The 21,503-nt window shown below is 44.5% G+C and carries 21 protein-coding genes and 1 riboswitch; of the genes, 9 read left to right on the plus strand and 12 right to left on the minus strand.

Annotated elements, in window-relative coordinates; all coding sequences use genetic code 11:
- Positions 1–32: 32 nt before the first annotated feature.
- Positions 33–614 (minus strand): ACP phosphodiesterase, encoded by a 582-nt coding sequence (locus tag NEJAP_RS12520; protein WP_201347560.1) that lies wholly within the window; start codon positions 612–614, stop codon positions 33–35.
- 14 nt (positions 615–628) lie between these two features.
- A complete protein-coding gene (locus NEJAP_RS12525; protein ID WP_201347561.1) occupies positions 629–2,020 on the minus strand; it encodes a PLP-dependent aminotransferase family protein in 1,392 nt (463 codons plus the stop codon).
- Between the two features lie 124 nt (positions 2,021–2,144).
- Between NEJAP_RS12525 and NEJAP_RS12530 the strand changes: the two genes are divergently transcribed.
- The 5 genes from NEJAP_RS12530 to NEJAP_RS12550 all read left to right on the plus strand — a co-directional run bounded on the left by NEJAP_RS12530 (position 2,145) and on the right by NEJAP_RS12550 (position 8,555).
- Positions 2,145–2,858, plus strand: a complete 714-nt coding sequence (locus tag NEJAP_RS12530) for an alanyl-tRNA editing protein (protein ID WP_201347562.1) — start codon at positions 2,145–2,147, stop codon at positions 2,856–2,858.
- Positions 2,855–3,466 (plus strand): LysE family translocator, encoded by a 612-nt coding sequence (locus tag NEJAP_RS12535; RefSeq protein WP_201347563.1) that lies wholly within the window; start codon positions 2,855–2,857, stop codon positions 3,464–3,466. Before NEJAP_RS12530 ends, NEJAP_RS12535 begins: the two co-directional genes overlap by 4 nt.
- A 203-nt stretch (positions 3,467–3,669) precedes the next feature.
- Complete coding sequence (mtnA, locus tag NEJAP_RS12540) at positions 3,670–4,689, plus strand: S-methyl-5-thioribose-1-phosphate isomerase (protein ID WP_201347564.1); 1,020 nt, start codon at positions 3,670–3,672, stop codon at positions 4,687–4,689.
- 81 nt (positions 4,690–4,770) lie between these two features.
- Positions 4,771–7,638 (plus strand): RNA polymerase-associated protein RapA, encoded by a 2,868-nt coding sequence (gene rapA / locus NEJAP_RS12545; protein WP_201347565.1) that lies wholly within the window; start codon positions 4,771–4,773, stop codon positions 7,636–7,638.
- A gap of 35 nt (positions 7,639–7,673) precedes the next feature.
- Complete coding sequence (locus tag NEJAP_RS12550) at positions 7,674–8,555, plus strand: EamA family transporter (RefSeq protein WP_201347566.1); 882 nt, start codon at positions 7,674–7,676, stop codon at positions 8,553–8,555.
- Between the two features lie 73 nt (positions 8,556–8,628).
- Here NEJAP_RS12550 and NEJAP_RS12555 read toward each other — a convergent pair whose 3' ends face one another.
- The 7 genes from NEJAP_RS12555 to NEJAP_RS12585 all read right to left on the minus strand — a co-directional run bounded on the left by NEJAP_RS12555 (position 8,629) and on the right by NEJAP_RS12585 (position 13,434).
- A complete protein-coding gene (locus NEJAP_RS12555; protein WP_201347567.1) occupies positions 8,629–9,297 on the minus strand; it encodes a hypothetical protein in 669 nt (222 codons plus the stop codon).
- 88 nt (positions 9,298–9,385) lie between these two features.
- Positions 9,386–9,796 carry a phnA protein gene (locus NEJAP_RS12560; RefSeq protein WP_201347568.1) on the minus strand — a complete coding sequence of 137 codons (411 nt, stop codon included), beginning with the start codon at positions 9,794–9,796 and terminating at the stop codon, positions 9,386–9,388.
- Positions 9,797–9,804: 8 nt separating this feature from the next.
- Positions 9,805–10,350 carry a 1,2-dihydroxy-3-keto-5-methylthiopentene dioxygenase gene (locus tag NEJAP_RS12565; RefSeq protein ID WP_201347569.1) on the minus strand — a complete coding sequence of 182 codons (546 nt, stop codon included), beginning with the start codon at positions 10,348–10,350 and terminating at the stop codon, positions 9,805–9,807.
- 34 nt (positions 10,351–10,384) lie between these two features.
- The gene (gene mtnC, locus NEJAP_RS12570) at positions 10,385–11,062 is read right to left on the minus strand and encodes an acireductone synthase (protein WP_201347570.1); all 678 of its coding nucleotides are present in this window, start codon (positions 11,060–11,062) and stop codon (positions 10,385–10,387) included.
- 76 nt (positions 11,063–11,138) lie between these two features.
- Positions 11,139–11,747, minus strand: a complete 609-nt coding sequence (locus NEJAP_RS12575; protein ID WP_201347571.1) for a methylthioribulose 1-phosphate dehydratase — start codon at positions 11,745–11,747, stop codon at positions 11,139–11,141.
- 558 nt (positions 11,748–12,305) lie between these two features.
- On the minus strand, positions 12,306–12,554 hold the full coding sequence (locus tag NEJAP_RS12580) for a DUF1059 domain-containing protein (protein WP_201347572.1): 249 nt from the start codon (positions 12,552–12,554) through the stop codon (positions 12,306–12,308).
- A 94-nt stretch (positions 12,555–12,648) separates the two neighbouring features.
- Positions 12,649–13,434, minus strand: a complete 786-nt coding sequence (locus NEJAP_RS12585; RefSeq protein WP_201347573.1) for a phosphotransferase — start codon at positions 13,432–13,434, stop codon at positions 12,649–12,651.
- Positions 13,435–13,480: 46 nt separating this feature from the next.
- A riboswitch (TPP riboswitch) is annotated at positions 13,481–13,579 on the plus strand.
- Between NEJAP_RS12585 and thiB the strand changes: the two genes are divergently transcribed.
- From thiB to NEJAP_RS12600, 3 genes are all read left to right on the plus strand, one after another.
- Positions 13,575–14,549, plus strand: coding sequence for a thiamine ABC transporter substrate binding subunit (thiB, locus tag NEJAP_RS12590; protein WP_201347574.1), 975 nt, complete (start codon positions 13,575–13,577; stop codon positions 14,547–14,549). Its footprint overlaps the riboswitch before it by 5 nt.
- Entirely contained in the window at positions 14,549–16,174 is a 1,626-nt protein-coding gene (locus tag NEJAP_RS12595; RefSeq protein WP_201347575.1) for an ABC transporter permease subunit, read from the plus strand. Before thiB ends, NEJAP_RS12595 begins: the two co-directional genes overlap by 1 nt.
- A complete protein-coding gene (locus NEJAP_RS12600) occupies positions 16,167–16,766 on the plus strand; it encodes an ATP-binding cassette domain-containing protein (protein WP_201347576.1) in 600 nt (199 codons plus the stop codon). Before NEJAP_RS12595 ends, NEJAP_RS12600 begins: the two co-directional genes overlap by 8 nt.
- A gap of 56 nt (positions 16,767–16,822) precedes the next feature.
- Here NEJAP_RS12600 and pyrC read toward each other — a convergent pair whose 3' ends face one another.
- The gene (gene pyrC, locus NEJAP_RS12605; protein WP_201347577.1) at positions 16,823–17,863 is read right to left on the minus strand and encodes a dihydroorotase; all 1,041 of its coding nucleotides are present in this window, start codon (positions 17,861–17,863) and stop codon (positions 16,823–16,825) included.
- A gap of 187 nt (positions 17,864–18,050) precedes the next feature.
- Here pyrC and NEJAP_RS12610 point away from each other — a divergent pair, with 187 nt between their 5' ends.
- On the plus strand, positions 18,051–19,160 hold the full coding sequence (locus tag NEJAP_RS12610) for an HD-GYP domain-containing protein (protein WP_201347578.1): 1,110 nt from the start codon (positions 18,051–18,053) through the stop codon (positions 19,158–19,160).
- A gap of 77 nt (positions 19,161–19,237) precedes the next feature.
- Here the strand turns inward: NEJAP_RS12610 and NEJAP_RS12615 are convergent, their stop codons facing one another.
- The gene (locus NEJAP_RS12615) at positions 19,238–20,824 is read right to left on the minus strand and encodes an ABC-F family ATPase (protein ID WP_201347579.1); all 1,587 of its coding nucleotides are present in this window, start codon (positions 20,822–20,824) and stop codon (positions 19,238–19,240) included.
- Between the two features lie 280 nt (positions 20,825–21,104).
- Positions 21,105–21,311 (minus strand): cold-shock protein, encoded by a 207-nt coding sequence (locus tag NEJAP_RS12620; RefSeq protein ID WP_028469444.1) that lies wholly within the window; start codon positions 21,309–21,311, stop codon positions 21,105–21,107.
- Positions 21,312–21,503: the final 192 nt, after the last annotated feature.

Below are 21,503 nucleotides of genomic sequence, written 5' to 3' on the forward strand. Positions count from 1 at the left end.
CCCGATTCTTTGAAAATAATGAGTAAAAGTAATTACTCTAATCTGAGTTCTTCCACATGCTGTTGCAGCTCAGGGAAAAATGCTAAAAATCCGTTTTCTATCTCATTTTGGTGCGCGGTTAACTCTTCGATAGATCCATAAAATGCATGATCAAAGCGTATTCTGCCTGCAATCCGGTCCAGCGCAAAACCAATCCCTTGCAATGTTTGATATGAGTCAAACCATCGCTGCGATACGACCCGCTGGGTAACACGCTGCATTGGCTCTGGCATAAGCGCCTGCCCTTGCGTAAGTGATTGATAATACACAAGGCTGCTATCTGCAAAGCTATGATGACTAAACGTGTACCAGTGTTTTATAAGGTAGTGATCAAACACCACATCTAACATAATGCCTGCAAAGCGCTTTCGCTCGGCACTCATCAGCCCTTTAAGCTGCTTAACAATGGCATGGTTATCGGTATAGCGATCCACAGCACGGTGATTTAACAAACCGTTTTTTACGGGTTCAGGTAACGGGGCAACGGCTACACCCTTGGCAAAATCTCCCAAGAGATTTCCAACGCGTGACTCCACCGTAGGCTGAGCCAAAAATAGATGAGCTAGGTAGTTCATCGTGTTTTCATCGTTTAAAAGGTTTCAATTTTTTCATCTACCTCAGAAAGCGCTAACTGCTGAATCATTCTTAAACCCTCTTCCAGCGAAGCAAGATCTTTAGCTGCACTGATGCAAATTCTTACGGCTTGCGGTGCTGGGTAGTTGCCAACAGCAAAGCTTTCTGCAGCAGTAATCAAGACTTTTTTCTCTTCGGCGGCTTTTACAAAAGCACTGGCTCGCCAATGTTCAGGCAACACTAACCAGACAAAAAAACTATCGGCTCTGGCCGAAAAATCCAGCGAACGAAATATATCGCTCACCAATGCAAAACGTACCTGTAACGCTTCGCGCTGCTTCGCGAGTAACTGAGTCGCCGCGCCTTGCTGAATCCACCGACACGCTATCTCAACCATTAACGGTGGAGCCATCCAACAACTAGCGCGCAGGGCCGAGGCCGCTCTGTCTCGATACGCCTGCGGTGATACAAGAAAGCCTACCCGTAAACCACCCGCTAACCCCTTTGAGCAACTACTGATATAAAAAACTCGCTCGGGCGCCATAGATGCCAAAGGCTCTGGCCGGTTTTGCACTAACGACGCCGAGACATCATCTTCGATAATCAACAACTGGCACTCATTAGCCACAGAAATCAGTTGCCGCCTTCGCTGCAACGTCATTTGTACATTGGTCGGGTTATGCTGAGTCGGCGTGCAATAGATCAAACGAGGGTTATATTGACGACATAGATCAGCAATAGAATCTAATAAAATACCCTGCTCATCCATCGGTATGGGAATAACTTTAAGACTAAGTTGCCTCGCTATGGATTTTAACCCAGGATATGCCAGCCCTTCGGCAAGAATGGTATCACCCGGGCGGCATGCGGCTATTAAAGCCAGCTGTATGGCATGCTGGCCACCATTACACAAAGTAATACTATCCGGGGGCGAGGCAAAATTACCGTAACTTATCCACTTAGCTATAACTTGGCGATGGTGCTCAAAACCTCCATCGGGATGATATTCCAGCATATGCGCAAGTGTGTCGGGGTCGTGCTGCAATTCCCCGAGCGTTTCTGCAAGCAACGCCTGCTGGCCGAGCCTTACCGGCAAGCTCACCGTCAGATCGATAAAACCCTCGCGCGGATCAGGGATCAAAAACTCATCCCGTACTTTTGCACCCTTCTCATTTACATAGGTTCCACTACCCACACGGGCTGATACTAAACCACGACGCTCAGCCTCGGCATATCCTCGTGTCACTGTGCCTAATGTCACACCTAACGCATCGGCTAGCTGTCGTTGGGGCGGCAATTTTTGCTGCGCGATTAGCTCACCAGCATCAATGCCTAAAGCAATGGCTGTTGCTAAGGCTTTATAACGCGGCCCTGCATATTCAGTTAAATCTGGAATCCAAATTGTCATGGTAACAATAAACCGATTGACTCATAAATTATGAAATATATGATGTAAAAACAATACAAAAGAAACGATCAATAACATTTATTTACAATTGTACCCATACAATTTAATATTTCAAGGATTTCTCATGACAACAGCACTGTTCAATATCGATAGCTATCAAACGCAAGCAAGTGCTGTCATCACTGCAGTCACAGAAAACCACCTTGAGCTTAATCAAACACTTTTTTACCCCCAAGGCGGTGGCCAACCCGGTGACCAAGGCTGGATAACAACGTCATCCGCTAGGCTTGAGGTAATTGATACGATTAAAGGCAATACGCCTAACCGTATTTTGCATTGCATTGATGGAGATACTCAGCAGCTTAGTGTGGGCGATCATGTACAACTAGAAATCAATTGGCCGCGCCGTTATCAGTTGATGCGTATGCACTCATGCTTGCACTTGCTCTGCTCTCTTATCCCTAAAGGTGTCACTGGCGGCTCTATCGGGCTAGAAAAAAGCCGTCTTGATTTTGATTTAGGCGAAGCAAAGCTCGATAAAGAGCTACTTACCCAACAACTCAATGCGCTCATTCAATCAAGCGCAGCCATCACCACCATGGTGATAAGCGATGCAGAGCTAACACAACAACCTGAGCTAGTACGTACATTATCAGTGCAACCGCCAGCAGGAACAGGCTCTGTACGTATGGTGAAGATTGATGGCGTAGACCTTCAGCCTTGTGGCGGTACTCATGTCGCTAACATCAAAGAAATCGGCACAGCCAAGATCAGCAAGATCGAAAACAAAGGCAAACACAACCGGCGCATACACCTACTATTGGAACCACAGTCATGATCATTGAATTATTATTAGCCAACATACTTTCATTAATAACCTTTGCCTTTACGACCTCTGTCACGCCGGGCCCCAATAACTTGATGCTGACAGCCTCGGGCGCTAATTTTGGTTTTAAGCGGACGATTCCTCATATGCTGGGGATTGGCAGTGGCTTGTTTGCTCTGAATATGTCGGTGGCACTAGGGTTTGGTGTTATTTTTGCTCAATATCCTGAGCTACACAGCTGGTTACGCTGGGTCGGCGCTTGTTACCTTGTTTATTTGGCATGGAAAATAGGCTCGGCTAACGGGCCAGGGAAAAACAACACAGCAGGCAATACTCCTTTTAGCTTTGCTCAAGCCGCCGCCTTTCAATTTGTAAACCCTAAAGCATGGATCATGTCTATTAGCGCGATGACCACATTCACACTGCCGGGCGATGCATACTTTCAATCTGCCTTTTATGTTGCGCTCGTCTTTGGGATTGTTAACCTGCCCACTATTAGTCTCTGGGCTAGCTTTGGCATGGCTATTGGGCGCTATCTATCAACGGCGGTGGCTTATCGGCGGTTTAATGTGTCGATGGGAGTTCTCACAGCCAGCTCTGTTGTTTTACTGTTTATCTAAGCATTTTTATACGCGGCTTTTATAAGCTTCTTATGTAAACTCTTTATGTAAGAGAGTTATTATATAAGCCGCTACATTTTCACCTCTTAAAATACCCTTCTTTAAAGGGTAATATCAGCAGTACCCAGATAATAAGTGCGTTATAATCTCATACATAATTCATCGGGCCTGTATTCATATAGAGGCTTACTTGAGAGCCTGTCATGCACGACCTTCAAGCGACCAGTATTAAATACCAACGCAACACCCTCTATGTGCTTGATCAGCACCAACTCCCCCATGTTGAGAACTGGCTTCCTTGCGAGTCCGTAGACGCAATGGTCGCTATGATTCAAAAACTACAAATTCGTGGAGCACCGCTCATCGGTATTGGTGCGAGCTTGCTGCTGGGACATTTAGCCGCCAACGGAGCATGCACTACAACATTACAACGTAATGCAGAAGTTTTACGCGCGGCACGCCCTACTGCCGTTAACTTGATGAACAATATGGACAGTATGCTAGCAGTACTGCAAACATCAGGTCCTAGCGCACTACCAACAGAAGCAGAACGGCTATTTCATGAAGATGTCGCCTTGTGTAATAGCCTAGCTAACCTGGGGGCAGAACTTATTCCTGCCAATGCCAATATTTTAACTCACTGCAATACCGGAAGCTTAGCAACCGCTGGCGTAGGCACGGCTATTGGTGTGATTAATGCCGCCCACCAGCAGGGCAAGAATATCCATGTGTATGTAGATGAAACCCGCCCGCTACTACAAGGTGGCCGGCTAACCGCCTGGGAAATGAAACAGCTCGGCGTAGCCCATACATTGATCTGCGATAACATGGCCGCAATTCTGATGCGCGATAAGAAAGTCGATTGTATTTTAGTCGGTGCCGATAGAATCGCTGTAAATGGCGACTTTGCAAATAAAGTGGGCACCTATTCCTTAGCGGTAAATGCATATCACCATAATGTGCCTTTTTATGTGGTTGCCCCCAACACGACAGTCGATATTGAATGTATGAGCGGTGAGAAGATCCCTATTGAAGAACGCGACGCGGCTGAAGTACGCGGCGTAAGCGGTAGCTTTGGCGATGTTTGCTGGAGTCCAAATCAAACACCTGTTTACAATCCAGCGTTTGATGTCACACCTGCAGCCCTTATTAGCGGCTGGATTTTAGATAAAGGCGTGTTTAACCAAGAGCAGATTAAGAAAGGCGTGTTAAAAACACTTTAATTGTTGCCTGCATCTTTAAACATTTGAGTTAAACTCATATCATGCATGGCTTTTTAAACAAGCAAAACGAGAGTAATCAGTTTGGCAGTCACAGATTTTATTCCCGGCCAGCGCTGGATCAGTAATACCGAAGCAGAGCTTGGCTTAGGTATGGTTACAACTAACGCAGATCGTCGCGTCACCATTGTTTATCCTGCTGCTGAAGACGAGCGCACATACGCCACCGATAATGCCCCTGTTAGCCGGGTCGAATACCCTGTTGGCGACACAGTAAGTAACAGTGCCGGCATACAGATCGAAATTACCGAGCGTATCGAGAAAAACGGCTGCTTCATCTATATCGGCAACGATGCTGATGGTGAAGAGCATATCGTGCCGGAAATTGATCTCGACAGCCACGTGCAGTTTAATCGTCCTCAGGATCGTCTTTTTGCCGGCCAAGTAGATAAACTAAGCCGTTATAAGCTGCGCCTTAACACTCTCGAGCATCAACACGCGCAACAAAAGTCAGAGACTTATGGTTTATCCGGCGGCCGTGTGCAGCTATTACCACACCAGTTTTATATTGCTCACGAAGTAGCCAATCGCTATGCACCGCGTGTTTTACTTGCCGATGAAGTTGGCTTGGGTAAAACCATTGAAGCGGGTTTAATTTTACATCAACAGCTTATCAGCGGTCGTGCTAAGCGTGTATTGATTACTGTTCCTGACAGCCTTGTTTATCAGTGGCTGATCGAAATGATGCGCCGCTTCAATCTGCACTTCAGCATTATGGATGATCTGCGCTGTACTGCACTGGAGATGTCTGGGTCAGAAAACCCATTCGACTCTGCTCAGTTAATTTTATGTGGCCAATCGTTTATCAACAATAACGCTACACGCGTTGAGCAAATTCTCGCGTGTGAATGGGATATGCTGATTGTTGATGAAGCACACCATTTAGTGTGGAGCGAGGATGCTCCTAGCCCGCTATACACCACGATAGAAATGCTAGCGAATGTTATCCCTAGCTTGTTATTGTTAACAGCTACACCGGAGCAACTCGGCTTAGAAAGCCACTTTGCTCGTTTACGTTTACTTGACCCAGACCGTTACAGCTCGTTGGAGCAGTTCCGTGAAGAACAAGAGCATTACACTGAAGTAAACGCACTGGTACAAAAGCTACTTGCCGAAAACGGTATTGCACAACTAAGCTCAGATGCGCAATTCCAAGCGGAGTTAAACAGCTTCTTGGGCGAAGAAACCGCCACCAAACTTATTGCGGATGCTCAGGAAGAAAATGCTGAAGAAGCGATTCAACAGTGCATTAATCATCTGCTGGATCGCCATGGTACAGGCCGCGTATTATTCCGTAATACACGTGACGCCGTACATGGCTTCCCACAAAGAATTCTGATTCCGCATCCACTGCCTATGCCTGATGAACTGTCATCAGAAATGGTCGACTTTTCTTTGGATGAGATTCTTAAACCAGAATCTGTACTCGGTGATGACTGGCTGGAATTTGACTCTCGTGTTGAATGGCTCGATGGTTGGCTTAAAGCTCACCGTCACGAAAAAACACTGCTAATTTGCGCAAAAGCTGAAACAGCACAAGCACTAGAAGAACACCTACGCTTACGCAAAGGCGTTCGCTCTGCCATGTTCCACGAGAAGATGACACTCATCAACCGCGACCGTGCTGCCGCTTATTTTGCCGACACTGAAGAATACGCTCAGGTATTAATCTGCTCGGAGATTGGTAGTGAAGGCCGTAACTTCCAGTTTGCACAACATTTGATTATGTTTGACCTGCCACTAAACCCTGACCTTCTAGAGCAGCGTATTGGTCGTTTAGACCGTATTGGTCAGAAAAACGATGTGCAGATTCATATCCCTTATTACGAAGACAGCGCACAGGCTATTTTGCTACGCTGGTTTGACGAAGGCATAAACGCTTTTCGCCATACCTGCCCCGCTGGCCAAGCACTGTTTACACAGTTCGAAGACACCCTAGTAGGCCTGTTACTTGATGGTGCTGACGAAGAAACTTTTGAAACGCTTATTGTCGAATCGCAGCAAGCATCGCAGAAGATTCTTCTTGAAATGCAGCAAGGCCGTGACCGCTTATTGGAAATGAGTTCATGCCGTCCTGAGCAAGCTGCTCAGCTCATAGAGTCCGTTGAAGATACCGAAAACCGCCACCAGCTAGTCGAGTACATGGAACACGTCTTCGATCAGTTTGGTGTTGACCAGCAAACTAATGGTTTGCACTCTGTGATCCTGCAACCTACTGACCAGATGATCTATCATCGCGTACCAGGGCTACCCGATGAAGGCTGTACAGCAACCTTCTCACGCGAAGAAGCTCTGAGCCGTGAAGATATGCAGTTCCTCAACTGGGAACACCCCATGGTGACCGGTGCTATGGAAATGATTACCGGCAGCGAGTTTGGTAATACAGCCATCTGTACCGTCAAACTTCCTCCACTAGCGCCTGGCACACTATTAGTTGAAGCGGTGTTTGTTCTCTACTGTGCAGCACCTCGCCACCTCAACTTGCAGCGTTACCAGCCGCAAGCGACGGTTCGCGTCGTGTTAGATAACAACGGCAACAACCTCAGCGCTATTATTACACCTAACCACTTAAACAAATTAGGTGAGCGCGTTAAGCGCCATGCAGCCCAGAACCTGATTCGTCATGGTCGAGAGCAGATCAGTGGTGTCTTGAGCAAGGCTGAAAATGTAGCCCAAGCTCAGCAGGAAAAACTGATAGAAAGCGCCGTCAGCAAAGCGACTACAATCCTCAATGAAGAAGTTGAACGACTAGAAGCGCTAAGCAAGGTAAACCCTTCTATCCGAGCGGAAGAGATCACACAGTTACGTGCTGATCGTGCCAGCATCCTAGAGCTACTCGGTGCTGCTAAGCTGAAGATGGATGCGGTACGTGTGGCTGTCGTCAGCGACTAATTCGCCACCATCAAGTAAACCGCCAGGAGAGCACAATGAGTCTAAAGGACTGGGGTCTTGCATTACTCGTTGTGCTGGCTTGGGGGGTTAACTTTGTTGTTATCAAGTGGGGGCTGGATGAGCTTCCTCCCCTACTGCTAGGTGCTTTGCGGTTTATGCTAGTTGCCTTTCCTGCCATTCTCTTTATTAAAGCCCCAAAACTACCGCTTAAATGGCTACTCGCCTATGGTGTAACCATTAGCTTTGGCCAATTCGCACTGCTCTTTAGCGCCATGCACTTAGGCATGCCTGCAGGCCTAGCCTCGCTGGTACTCCAAGCACAAATGCTATTCACCATGATATTCGCCTTTATGTTTTTAGGTGAACGCTGGCAACTACCACAAGTGCTCTCCCTGATTATTGCCGCAACCGGCTTGACCCTACTGGCAACCCAAACACCCGCCAGCCAGATGACATTTATCGGTTTTGCTTTAACCATTGCAGCAGCCGCCAGTTGGGGCATGGGAAACATTATTAATCGCAAGATCGGCCAACTAGGTAATGTTAACTTGATGGGCCTAGTTGTGTGGAGCGCGCTCATTCCTCCAATCCCTTTTCTACTGCTCTCCTACCGCTTTGAAGGGCCAGATCTCATACTCTCAAGCCTAGAGAACATCGGCTTTAAATCTATTGCTAGCGTCTTTTATTTAGCAGCTATTGCCACCATTTTTGGCTACAGTAGCTGGGCACACCTGCTTAAGCAGTATCCTGCATCTCAGGTTGCTCCACTGACATTACTCGTCCCTGTGATTGGCCTTGTAACGGCATGGCTAGTATTAGATGAAACGCTGAGTATTATTCAGATATTTGGGATTACTCTGATTATGGCCGGCTTACTGGTTAATGTATTTGGCCACACACTATTACCTAAAAAGTAAGCCGAGCAATATAGCTCGGCTTACTTAAAATAATCGCTTATCGGGCTTATTTTAATAGTCGCTTCTCAGCCGGCTACTCTTTCAATTTAACCACAAGCTGATTGTCATCAATCCTGACAAAAGCCACACCATCAGCAAAGCTTTTCCAGAAACCTTCCCCACCACCATATTGCTCGACTAAATCAATATTTTTCAAGCTACCCATCCAGGCATTGGGCAAAGGTACTCCCCACAGGCTCACGCCACGCAGTTTAACGCTCGGTCGGTCATTATTAAATGCTACCTCGACACCCGCATTGATCCTGACGGTTTCTCCACCCAAAATTGGAAAGTCCGGATCCACAGGAATAAGTAACTTAGCACTGGCTAAATTATCTGAAAGGTCGATCGCAAAACGGCTGGCCAAGTCAGGATTTTTAGCAATTAAACTATTCAGCTCTTTCTCTGAAAATTTAACTTCACGACTCGCACCGGTCTCAGAATATGCCTCAGGCTGAAGTGGCTTGTTAGGGTCCGATACAGCCGACCCATCCTCTAACTGAATACCAAAGAAGCTTAGTTTTTTATCAAGCTGCTGCTGCTCACCCGAAGAAAGGCTAACCGGACTAAATGAAGAGGGGAAATATACCCACTTAACAAAGAGACCACCCAGAATAATCGCCAAAAACACAGCCAAAAAGACTGTTAAAAAAAGCGGAAATCTACGTTTTGGTGTTGCAGCAGGTTGGATATCACTTTCCATAAAGACGCCTGTATTTTTCATTATCACAATCAAAATACAATAATGCCTCCACGGTGAACACAGCCTGTATCAACTCGTCTTGCTTAACTTACTTAACACCGAGCGTCCACTGCTCTACCCATTCAGCTTCTTCAGGCTCAAGGTAGGCTTGTTCAAGCAACTCCTGTGCCCATGGCTCTTTTATAGCCAAATGATTAAGGATAACAATAGCTGAAACCTTAGCAGCCGCTACTTCACTCCACATGGTTGTTCCTAAACAGCGCCAATGGTTAGGATCTATTCGCTTAGGGCGCTCGACCTGCTCTTTGCAGGTTTCACACACCATTAAGCAATGCTCGTACGAAGGGTCATTAGCAACAGGGGGCACTTCATAAATGCTCAGCGACTCTCCACTAGCATCACACAACTCACAGTGCGCCCCACAACGGCGCACCAAATCTTTACCAAACATAGTTAGGTTGTGGTGACGCTCCTGATGTTTATCACGTCCTTTTGACATGGTCTTAGTTACTCATCAAATAGCGGGAAACGCGAGGCAATATCATCACCTGTAAAATCTGCGATCCAGCCATCGGGGTTATTAAAAAAACGAATCGCGGTAAAATGCGGTTCAGGGCCCATATCGAACCAATGTTTAGTCTGATTAGGCACTGACAGTAAATCATCTTTACAGCAATGAATCATATAGACTTTATCTTCTATATGAAGGTAAAACATACCTTCGCCTGCAACAAAAAATCGCACTTCATCTTCTGAGTGAGTATGCTCATTCAAAAACTTCTGACGAAACTCATCTTTTTGCGGGTTATCCGGCGTAATAGCTGCGATATCGACGGTTTTGTAACCTTCTTCTTTTACCAACTCGCCGATTTCTTGATCATAAGCCTGCAGAACTTCTTCATGAGACATTTCAGGTGTAATCGGGCAATTTATCATCCAACGCTCAAAACGAATACCAACAGCAGCCATCGTACTTTTAATAACATCGCCATCATCACTGTGCAGCATTGGCTGGCGGGTATCATTATCTTGATATACGGTTATAGCACTCATTACTCACTCCTAGCCTACAGCTGTCTACTCTAGATTAAACACTTATACTTTCAAAAGAACTCACTGCATTATGCGTGGCGTTTTCTGGCAACTCTTCACGTGCTAACAAGCAGGTTTTCATGCCCGCCGATTGTGCCGCATCCAGCTCTTCAACGATATCCGACAAAAAGAGGATATTCTCAGGCAGCTGCTGCAACGCACTAGCGATTGATACGTACGCCGCCTTCTCTCTTTTATGGCCTGTGGTTGTATCAAAATAATGGCTAAAAAGAGGTGTTAAGTCACCAAAATCACTATGACCAAACAATAATTGCTGGGCTTTCACCGATCCCGACGAAAACACACTTAATTCAATACCTTGCTCATTCCAACGCTGCAAATATTCATAAGCATCTTGGTATAAATGCCCAGTAAAATCACCATTCTTATAGCCCTGCACCCAAATCAAACCCTGCAATGTCTTTAAGGCAGTGACCTTTTTATCCTGATCGATCCAATTAATAAACGCTTGAATCAATGTTGTTTGATCTGCATCAGGCGCCTCTAATACAAGCTTGGCTTCGGCCATAATGCTCTGCACCACAGCATCATTCCAGTGGCCTTTTACAAACGCTGGCAAAGCCTGTCGTGCATAAGGAAAAAGCACGTCATGGACAAACCGGATATCCGTGGTGGTGCCTTCTATATCTGTCAAAATCACTTTAATAGTCATGTTATTTCTCGGTTTATATCTCTACTTCTAGCGCTTGATAAACACAAATAGCCCCTACATCACTCAATGATGCACGCTACCTTTTAAGCAACATCATGTCGCGCTCACAGGCAAACAAAAACTCTAGTCCCTCAAGGTGCCTTCTAGCCTCAACCATATCTTTACCCCATGCATAGAGGCCATGCCCTCTCACCAAAAACCCCCACTGCAAAGGAGACTTTGCCCATGTATTTTTCAGCTGCTGTGCAAGTGCTTGCATATCCTGAGTATTATTAAAAATATGAATCGCTACAGTCGCATCATGCGTGTTATTTCCTGATAAGGACTTCTGCATTTCATAACCATGTAAAACTAGGGTATTTGATGCTTCTAGACGAGACAGCACTGTGGAAGCCACCGAGTGCGTATGTAGCACCGCACCAATATTAACATCCAACGCATAAAGCGCCGTATGCAGTAATGTTTCAGCTGACGGCTTTAATTTAGAATTAATAACCTGGCCATGCGAATCGACCCGTAGCAGGTCGTATGGAGTGAGCTCACCTTTGTGACGCCCTGATGCAGTCACCCACGCAGACGAGGCATCAATACGGGCTGAAAAATTACCACCCGTAGCTGGGCACCAACCTTGTGAATCAATCCAGCGGCCCGCTTCAACAATAGAGTGTGTCAATACGTCAGACATCAATAGTAGCCATTAATCATTCTATAAAAAGCGTTAGTTTACGAGAAGATACTGAATTATCGAAGAAAAACCGAAGGATATTTTCAAGAGCAAGCATAGAAAAGGGGCGGTCAGTCAGACAGCCCCTCAGAACCGAAATGATTTCGGTTATAAAAGCCCGAAGGCAAAAAAATACGCATGAAACTTCTTATATAGGCGCTTATCAAATATTGACGTTTCTTAATTAAAGATTTTACTTAATAAAGTAAATGAACGACTCAAGTGAAGCGACTATTATAAGCTAAACAGTGTTTTCTCCTCTTCAGCGTTTACGATCAACTGAATTCAGTATATCTAAATTTTCACAAAGTCATAGGTCTGATTTTTCCAGTAAAATCCTATAATCCGTGAATGAATTTCATCTTGAAAAATGGCTCTCATGGCACCCTTCTTGCCCCTCTTGACTAGTGCAATAATACGAGCCCAACAAGGGTTTTTCATAAGTTAAGAGAACATGCTGGCCATACCCAAAAAACCTGGCGCCTATAAACAGGCGAACCGCTAATTTCTGAGCGGTAATCAAACAGGTCCTACTCTCTCAGGCAGAGCTTCGAACTCTCTTCTTTTTCCCTCAAACCACGCCACCATTTCGTCTGGCTTTTGCATTAACTGCATCATCTCATCCATCGCTTTAAGATGAGCAGCGTCTTTTTGATGAAGCATTTCGGTACCGTGCTGCTTACTCAGCTCAGCAATCTCTTCAAATGAATTAGCATGAAACTCTTCATCACAAGCACCACCTAACTGCTTACAACTCATAGTCTTCATAACTATTCTCCTTATTAGTGTGATTCTAATACAGATAACACTTCACAAGACTGCCAGCAAGAAAATGCTCATATAGCGCTTTTTGAAAGAGTCATCACTGATCACTATGCCCACTAAGCTCATACCAAAGCAGGCTCAACTGCCGGTTAACCTGTAACGCAATATTGATTGCGCATTCAAATGCTTTCGAATCGACATCCCTAAAAGCAGGCAGTGAAGCTATCTCTAGATGCGGTATTGAAAACTCTGTCACCAGTGCTGCGGCATCCAGCCAAGGATTCCCTAGCCCGGCATACTCCCAATCAATAACCACCAACTGCCCTACATTATTCAAAAGGTTTCTCTTATGCAGGTCATGATGCACAAGACATAATTCAACCTTGGCGGTTATATTTAGCTCTAGCATTAGCGCGCAAACCGAACTCAGTAACGCTTGAGCTTGCAAGGTATTGTCTAGATCATTTATTTTTTGCTGATATGCATCCCATAATGCTTGGTAATCATATGTCGGCATGCTTCTTATCTGCTGCCAATCAGACACACAGGCTAATATCTGAGCGTGCAAATCAGCTATAGGCGCATCATCTAATGTCGTGTAACGCTTCATCAAAAGCCATCCCGACTGGGTTTCATCTGGCAACTTTTGCTGAAAAACTTCCGGCGCCCATGCTTTAGTGCCGAGTAGGCTCAGTACTTTTTCTTCTCGCTGCCGACAAACACCCAATACTTGCCTTGTTGTATCGAGGCGCAAAACAACGGCTTGCCCTTGATAATTGCCAGTATAAAGCTGGTTGGTCGTACCTGCATGCAACAAAGGCTGCCATTGCACATCTACAGACAATTGAATATTTATATTTTCAAGTAGCTGGCTCTGTTTCAAAAGTCACCTTGGTCATTAGCGAGAGGTTATAGATATGCTATATTAGCGCCTGTTATCGGGGCGTTGGCCTAGCAGCCTGACTGAGAGTGTACCCGTCGAACCTGATCCAGTTAATACTGGCGTAGGGAATAAAGGAAAAAATGAAAAAACTATTTTCGATACTCGCTGCCTGTGGGCTGGCAACATCAGTACATGCTGCGGATCTGACCATATACACCTATGACTCTTTTGTTTCTGAGTGGGGTCCAGGCCCACAACTGGAAGCAGCATTTGAAGAGTCTTGCCAGTGTGATCTAGCATTTATTGCAGTCGATGATGGCGTTAGTATTTTAAACCGTTTGCGAATCGAGAAAGATAAAACCAAGGCAGATGTTCTACTTGGCTTGGATGATTCACTCACAGAAGTTACCCGCCGTGAATCGCTTGTCCAGCCACATGGCATAGCACTTAATGGATTAAAATCCGAGCTGCAATGGCAGGATCAGGACTTTATTCCCTATGATTATGGTTTTTTCTCTTTCGTTTATAATACAAATAAAGTCGAACAGCCGGCTACTTCATTAAAGGCATTAATCGATTCAGACGCATCAGTGATTTATCAAGACCCACGCACCAGCACGCCAGGGCAAGGACTCATGCTTTGGGTCAAAGCTGTTTATGGTGACGACTCAGCCAACGCTTGGAAACAACTCGCGTCACATACGGTGACTGTCACCAAAGGTTGGTGGGAAGCCTACAGCATGTTTCTTGAAGGTGATGCCGACTATGTTCTAAGTTACAACACGTCTCCCGCCTACCATGTCGTTACTGAAGAAAAAATACAGTACAAGGCCGCCGCTTTTTCCGAAGGGCATGTTGCACAAATTGAAGTGGCCGCGATATCAAGGTATGCAAAAAATCCTGAGCTCGCCAAGCAGTTCCTTAACTTTCTCATTTCACCTCAAGCACAATCCATAATCCCCACGGCTAACTGGATGCTTCCGGTTGTCGATCAAATTGAATTGCCCGAGATTTTTGATGAGCTAATTCAACCCAAACGCATCGGTTTTACGCCACAGCAGATAGCAACACAGCGTAAATCTTGGATTCGTGAATGGCGCTCTACTGCTAACTGATGCGTTTATATTGGTTGGCTTATGCGGCTATTTTCGCACTGACTATTCTGTCTTTTTATGGACTCATCAATTTTGGTGACGAAGGGCTTGATACCTCCCTTCTGCAAGATAGTTATTTTTATACGATTCTTGGTTTTACATTAAAGCAGGCGTTACTGAGCGCCCTACTCTCTGTGGGGATAGCCATACCAATTGCGCGGGCTTTATATTTTTTGCCAGCGCTGCGTTTTAAAAAACTATTCCTAACGTTTTGTTTACTCTGCTTCGTTACGCCAACGCTCATTGTTATTACTGGACTAGTTGCATTGTTAGGTCGTTCAGGCTTTCTTACTCAATCAATTAATACGGCATTGAGTAGCTTTAGCGAGAACACATGGAACCTTTACGGGTTATCAGGCATTTTAATTGCTCATATTTTCATGAACATGCCGCTCGCCGTTAGAATTATCTACCTACAACTACAGACAATCCCTGACAATAGCTGGAAACTTGCCTCTCAACTAAAACTGAGTAAACGGCAATGTTTTAGGGTTGTTGAATGGCCGGTACTAAGAAGCAGTAGTGTTTTATTACTCTGCTTTATCTTTGTACTTTGCTTTAACAGTTTTGCTGTTGTTCTTGCATTAGGTGGCGGCCCTCAATCGACAACCTTAGAAGTCGCCATTTATCAGGCACTTAAATATGATTTCAATATCCCTGAAGCACTTACGCTAGCCTGGACACAACTTATTGTAGCCGGAGGGCTTTATTGGCTCATTACACGATCCGGCGGCGTCTCCTGGCAAAGCATAGAATCTAGCCAATACAACTGGCGACCCAACCAGAGTTCTAGTGCACGTTTTTGGTTTACATCACTTTATAGCACTGCATGGCTGATACTACTTTTGCCTTATTTATCGCTGCTACCCGGTTTATTTGACAGCGATCTGTCCAACAAAGACTTTAAGGCCATAGGCTATTCAGCACTTGTCAGTATTGGCTTAGCCGCTATCGCAACATGCTTAGCGATGATATTGGCTTTTGCACTGCTTCGCCCGGTACGTGAAGCCGCATTAAAAGCTCAAAACAAGCGCGTTTGGTTATATGAAAGCTTAGCAACACACACGCTGGTTGCACCCGCTATGGTGCTATCGGTGGGCCTATTTGTTTATCTACTACCGCTTATTGATCTCGACCGTTGGGGCATTATCTTTGTTGTGCTACTAAACACCGCTCTAGTTATCCCTTTTGCCGTTCAAAAGCTCAAACCTCGATTACTACAGTTTGATCAACAATATGATCGCTTAGCTCACTCGCTCAAGCTAACACAGCAAACCCGCTGGAAAATTGAATGGCCTTTTATCAAAGAGATCTACCTAGCAACGACGGGTTTAGTCCTTGTTCTAGCGATGGGTGATGTGGCTATTTTTTCAATTTTTGGCAGCCCTGATTGGACCACCTTACCCTGGCTAATTTACGGTTATGCAAGTAGCTACCGCATCGCCGAAGCAAGTGCCGCATCGTTTCTTTTACTGATGCTTTGTGCTCTTTTCCTCTTTTTTCTGGAAAAACTATCTTCGCGCAGCGCTCTTCGCAAACAACCCCTAGAATACAGCCAAGCGCATAAAGGCGAAACTCATGCTTAGCATACAAAATCTTCTCCTTGAATTAGACGGCTGGCCACTGCGTTATAATATGCAGATTGAGACAGGTGAAATAGTCGCTATACAAGGTGTAAGCGGCGTTGGGAAAACCACCCTACTCAATCTAATTGGTGGGTACCAAACACCTGATAGTGGCAGTATTGAATGGAATAGAACAACACTAAACCACTTGCCAGTTGAAAAGCGTCCGGTCAGTATTTTATTTCAAGATCACAACCTCTTTGAGCATATCAGTGTTATGCATAACCTTTGTCTTGGCTTTAAAGATGAAGCGCCCTTAGCTGCGATAAAAAATGCCACACACTTTTTAGAAGTATCACAACACCTTGATAAAAAACCTGCGGCTCTTTCCGGAGGGCAACGCCAGCGTATTGCGCTAATCAGAACACTATTACGACCTGAGCCCATTGTTTTGCTTGATGAACCCTTCGCAGAGCTCGATCCTATGACGCGCGAAAAATCAGCCCTGTGGTGCAAAGAACAAGCGAAATCTAGTGGAAAAACGGTCTTGCTGGTTACACATCAAGACGAAGATGTAGAACGGATGGCAGATAGGCGTATTGTGCTTTCTTAGCTCTACAAAAGCACCTAAAAACGCAATGTTCTTAGGCGCCTAATAACCGTAACTCTTTATATAGAGCCTTGCACTTTCCAGTGCACCGTTTCACCTGCGAAAAACGGTACAATTGGTTTACCGTCAGGCAAAATAATTTCAGAAGGAATAGTCCAATCTTCACGCACTAGCGTTAATGTACCGCTGTTACGCTGCAATCCATAAAAGTCCGCGCCAAAATGGCTCGCAAAACCTTCTAACTTATCTAATGCATCTAGCTCTTCAAATACATGAGCATATAACTCAATTGCACTCCAAGCACTGTAGCAACCAGCACAACCACATGCATTTTCTTTGGCCTCTTTTGCATGTGGTGCTGAGTCTGTCCCTAGAAAGAATTTAGGCGAGCCTGTTTTTACAACATTACGTAATGCTTGTTGGTGTGTATTACGCTTTAGTACAGGCAAACAAAAGTTATGCGGTCGAACACCACCCACCAATAAATCATTACGGTTTAATAGCAAATGCTGAGGGGTAATCGTGGCAGCAACATTATCTGATGCATCTAAAACAAACTGAGCAGCATCAGAAGTAGTGATATGCTCAAAAACCACTTTTAAATTAGGAAAACGCTTAACAATATGCACCATCTTTTGATCAATAAATTCTTTTTCACGATCAAAAATATCAATATGGTGATCCGTTACTTCACCATGCACTAAAAGCAACATGCCTTGTTCTTGCATCACTTCAAATACGGGGTACAGAGCTTCTAGCTGACTAACCGCTGCAGCAGAGTTCGTCGTAGCCCCTGCAGGATACATTTTAGCTGCCACAGCACCAGCAGCTTTCGCCGCGGTAATGTCTTCAGCAGATGTTTGGTTAGTAAGGAAAAGAGTCATTAATGGTTCAAAATGACTTCCTTCAGGACGCGCTGCCAAAATACGTTGCTGATAGCCCAGTAGCGCCTCAGCATTAATAACTGGCGGAACCAAATTAGGCATTACAATCGCCCGATGAAAACAACGAGCAGTTGCTGCTACTGTTTCAACCAGCATATCACCATCACGAAGATGTAAGTGCCAGTCGTCCGGAGTTTGTATCGTTAACGTTGTCATACCTTACCTGCTCATTGATTCGACTTAATTTTAAATTATACCGCACATTGCACACATGATGGAGCCGTCTATACACAAGACTTTAAGACAACCCAGACCAAATAAACGTGTGAGACACATAGAATTCAGGTAGTATTCAGTTTTAGATCACGGAAGCGGATGTCCGCTAGCTACACAAGGAATTTACGTGAAAAACATCCTTATCATCAGCCAGAACGCAGTCGGCAATCAGACGATTCAGGATATCCTATGCGACTACAATGTCTGTATTCACGAGTACTTTAACCCTGCTGATTTAACGACTGATACTGCAATGCTGATTGTAGATTCATCTTTACTTGAAAGCAGTCGTGAGCTGATTAAACAATGTAATTGCAATCACTTAAAAATACCTAGTATTCTTCTCTCAACAGATAGTATTGATAATATTAGATTAATTACTCAAGCTACTGGGTTTTCAGATTTCTTAAAGGCTCCACTGCAGCCATCAACAACTCTATCCAAGTTAAAAACGCACATTAACTTAGCCGAAATGGTTCGCTCCTTCGATACAAAAGTTACGGTGCCTGATACCCACGAAAACGACCTACTCGCAGCACAAGATGCTGCTATTTTATGTCTTGCCGCTGTCGCCAGGGTTCGCGATCACTCCACCGGAAATCACATTCTTCGCACACAACATTACGTTAAAGCTTTAGCCGAACATTTACGTTATCACCCAGATTATGCTCACGAACTCGATAATGATGAAACCATAGAGGTTTTTTATAAAACAGCATCGCTGCACGATATAGGAAAAGTAGGTATTCCGGATGCCATTTTACAAAAGCCGGGAAAACTAGACTCTGATGAATATGAAATCATGAAAAGACACCCTGTCCATGGTTATAATGCTATTCGCACAGCAGAGCACTTACTTGCCAGAGAACTAAAAGGCAAAGCGGCCAGTTTTATTAAAATTGCACAGCAAGTAACACTAAGCCATCACGAAAAATGGGATGGAAGCGGCTACCCTCAAGGCTTAAAAAACAACGAAATTCCTATTGTCGCTCGCTTAATGGCCGTTGCGGATGTGTACGATGCCATTATTTCCAAACGCCCCTATAAAAAGGCACTTGAACACTACACAGCAAGCTCCATTATTCAAAAAGGTCGCGGCAGCTTCTTCGACCCTAATGTTGTAGATGCTTTTTTGGATTTAGAAGACACCTTTGACAAAATATCTTACATTCTAGAAGACTACTTCCCTTCCAAGTCCGACTTCTCTCCGCATTCCTGCGATGAACTGATGTTCTAATCATAAAAAACCCGCTACTAGCGGGTTTTTTATCAATGCATAAACATTAGGACTGTGATGATAGTAGCAATCAATATTTACACTTCTTGGCTACGCAAGTAATCATCATATGTACCGCGAAAATCAACAATACCTGTCGGCGTTAATTCCAGAATACGCGTTGCCAATGAAGAAACAAACTCACGGTCATGACTCACAAACACTAATGTTCCAGGATAGTTTTCAAGCGCCAAGTTTAATGACTCAATTGATTCCATATCCAAATGGTTCGTAGGTTCATCCATCAGCATAATATTAGGACGCGTCAACATAAGCTTACCGAAAAGCATACGCCCCTGCTCACCACCTGAGATAACCTTTACAGACTTGTTAATCTCTTTTTGCGAGAACAACAAACGGCCTAATGTGCCACGGATAACTTGCTCATCATCACCTTCTTGACTCCAATCACCCATCCAATCAATTAAAGATTTCTCGTCTTTAAAATCGGATGAATGATCTTGAGCATAGTAACCAAGATCAGCATTTTCAGACCACTTAATTTCACCTGCCGTAGGCTCCAAGTCACCCACAAGGCATCTTAAAAGGGAGGTTTTACCGATACCGTTTGGCCCAATGATGGCAATTCGCTCACCTACCTCAATCATCAAATCAAGATCTTTAAACAGCTCACTATCAAAACTTTTTGATAAGCCTTCTACTTCTACGGCCAAACGGTGTAATTTCTTATCCTGCTCAAAACGAATAAACGGGTTTTGGCGACTTGAGGGCTTAACTTCTTCAAGTTGAATTTTATCAATTTGCTTAGCACGAGAAGTCGCTTGTTTGGATTTAGATGCGTTAGCAGAGAAACGACTAACAAATGACTTAAGGTCAGAAATTTGAGCCTTTTTCTTAGCGTTATCAGACAACAAGCGATCTCTTGCTTGAGTGGCTGCTGTCATATATTCATCGTAAGAACCTGGGTATAAGCGCAGTGTTCCATAATCCAAGTCCGCCATGTGAGTACACACACTATTCAAAAAGTGACGATCATGAGAAATAATAATCATGGTGCAGTTACGCTCATTCAATACCTCTTCCAACCAGCGGATAGTGTTAATATCCAAGTTGTTGGTTGGCTCATCGAGTAGCATAATATCCGGCTCAGAAAACAGCACTTGAGCCAACAACACTCGCAACTTCCAACCCGGAGCAACTTCACTCATTAGACCATAATGCTGCTCAATAGGAATATCGACACCTAACAGTAACTCACCTGCACGAGACTCTGCCGTGTAACCATCCATCTCAGCGAACTCAGACTCAAGCTCACCCGCGCGCATACCGTCTTCTTCGCTCATGTCTGGGTTTGCATAAATAGCATCACGCTCAGACTTAATCTTCCACAGTTCTTGGTGCCCCATGATGACAGTGTCAATAACGCTGTATTCTTCATAAGCGAACTGGTCTTGAGAAAGTTTACCGATACGCTCACTCGGCTCTTTTGAAACTGTTCCTGATGAAGGCTCTAAGTCGTTACCCAGAATTTTCATAAAGGTGGACTTACCACAACCATTGGCACCAATTAAACCGTAACGGTTACCTTCGCCAAACTTTACAGAGATATCTTCAAAAAGAGGCTTAGCGCCAAATTGTATGGTGATGTTAGCGGTTGTAAGCAATGTTCTATTCCGAGTTCAAAAAAGATAAAAAGACCGACCTCGACGCATGCACGAAGGGCTCGAAACGCAGATGAAAAAGAGAGTCTATTATGCCACATATCGTGTTACAGCAAAAACCATTCCAGACTTTCTGCAACATCTAAAACGTAGATCGATCAGACATTCAAAATTCAGATATTAAAAAAGGGCGAAATCGTTAGATTTCACCCTTTTTGTAATTCCTTCAAGAGGAATTAAGGAGTGATTTACTCAATAATAGAGTAAATCAACGCAGCTCTATTTATAGAGGTACGATGTTTTCAGCCTGAGGACCTTTCTGACCCTGAGTAACTGTGAACTCAACTTTCTGGCCTTCAGCCAAAGTTTTGAAACCAGAGCTGTTGATAGCGCTGAAGTGAGCGAAAACGTCTGGACCAGATTCTTGCTCGATAAAGCCAAAACCTTTAGATTCGTTGAACCATTTTACTGTACCAGTAGTAGTAGACATATTAATATCCTATTAAATCAAGAGTAATTAAAGCCTTAAAAATTAAGGCGGGTTTTGCTGGAAGTGTTGCTATTACTTATGAAAACAGGACGTAAATTTAAAAATCTAACATCGAATTGGCATGCATAAATATAGGACGTACTTTCAAGCTGCAATCATTATATACCCCTCTACCGCGCTGTCAACTTATAT

This window comes from Neptunomonas japonica JAMM 1380 (assembly GCF_016592555.1).
Taxonomy (GTDB): domain Bacteria; phylum Pseudomonadota; class Gammaproteobacteria; order Pseudomonadales; family Balneatricaceae; genus Neptunomonas; species Neptunomonas japonica_A.